The sequence below is a fragment of the Streptomyces phytophilus genome, from assembly GCF_013870535.1.
Lineage (GTDB): Bacteria > Actinomycetota > Actinomycetes > Streptomycetales > Streptomycetaceae > Streptomyces > Streptomyces phytophilus.
This window is the reverse complement of record NZ_JACBXC010001560.1, coordinates 1-1,234: the sequence shown is the minus strand read 5'-3', so window position 1 is coordinate 1,234 and position 1,234 is coordinate 1. Positions and strand designations below refer to the sequence as shown.

General features: G+C 74.3%; 1 protein-coding gene. It reads right to left on the bottom strand.

Going from position 1 to position 1,234, the window contains the following annotated elements; all coding sequences use genetic code 11:
- Window positions 1-362: 362 nt before the first annotated feature.
- A complete protein-coding gene (locus tag H5J30_RS34225) occupies window positions 363-1,181 on the bottom strand; it encodes a TrmH family RNA methyltransferase (RefSeq protein ID WP_181791707.1) in 819 nt (272 codons plus the stop codon).
- Window positions 1,182-1,234 lie beyond the last annotated feature (53 nt).

Genomic DNA, 1,234 nt, shown 5'->3' with positions numbered 1-1,234 from the left:
GGCAGCGGCTGATCGTCTTCGTGACGGTGACGCTGCTGGTCGCGCTCGGTATCGCGGCGGCGCAGGGCTGCCAGGGCCCGCTCTAGGGCCTGTCTTCGATCTCGCGTCGTTCGCCCGCAGGGCGGGCGGGGCGGCGTCTGGTGCGTGCGATCGCAAGGCGGAGGGTCGACCGCATAGTGGGCCTATTCGGTCGATCCCGACAACGCGGCGAGCGTGCGTGCCAGGCGTCGCGCCGCAGACGGGAGATTGAAGACAGGCCCTGGTACTCCCGGTGGATCACGCCGGGGGGTACTGCCCCGGGGTGGTCCGCCGCGCTCGCGGCGGGGCTGCGGCGGTTTTCGGCCACGTACCGCGCGCCGGGTTCAGCCTTCGGCGGGTGCCGTCGCCACCGCGTAGAACGCGACCGCCGCGGCGGCGCCGACGTTGAGCGAGTCGACGCCGTTCGACATCGGGATACGCACCCACTGGTCCGCCGCCCGCAGCGCCCCCGCCGACAGCCCCGCGCCCTCCGTGCCCAGCATCAGCGCGACCCGCGGCAGCCGCTGCGGCGCCGCCTCGGTGATCGGCACCGCCCGCTCGTCCGGGGTGAGGGCGACGAGGGTGAAGCCCGCCTCGCGGACCGTCTCCAGGCCCCGCGGCCAGGAGGCCAGCCGCGCGTACGGGACGTGGAAGACGGCGCCCATGGAGACCTTCACCGACCGCCGGTACAGCGGGTCCGCGCAGTCCGGCGAGAGCAGCACGGCGTCCATGCCGAGGGCGGCGGCGCCGCGGAAGACGGCGCCGACGTTGGTGTGGTCGTTGACGGTCTCCAGCACCGCGACGCGGCGGGCGCGGGCCAGCAGCCCGGCGGCGTCCGGCAGCGGCTTGCGGCGCATGGAGGCGAGCGCGCCGCGGTGTACGTGGTAGCCGGTGACCTGCTCGGCCAGGTCGGCGCCGACGACGTACACCGGTGCCGGCAGCGCGTCGATGACGTCCCGCATCACGTCGACCCACTTGGCGGAGAGCATCATGGAGCGGGTCTCGTAGCCGGTCTCGACCGCGCGCCGGATGACCTTGTCGCCCTCGGCGATGAACAGCCCTTCCGCCGGCTCGCGGCGGCGGCGCAGCTCGACGTCGGTGAGGCCGGCGTAGTCCGACAGGCGCGGGTCGTCGGGGTCGTCGATGGTGATGAGTTCTGCCACGGCACGATCCTGCCGTGCCGCGGGCCGGATTCCGACGCCGGGGTACGTGCCGG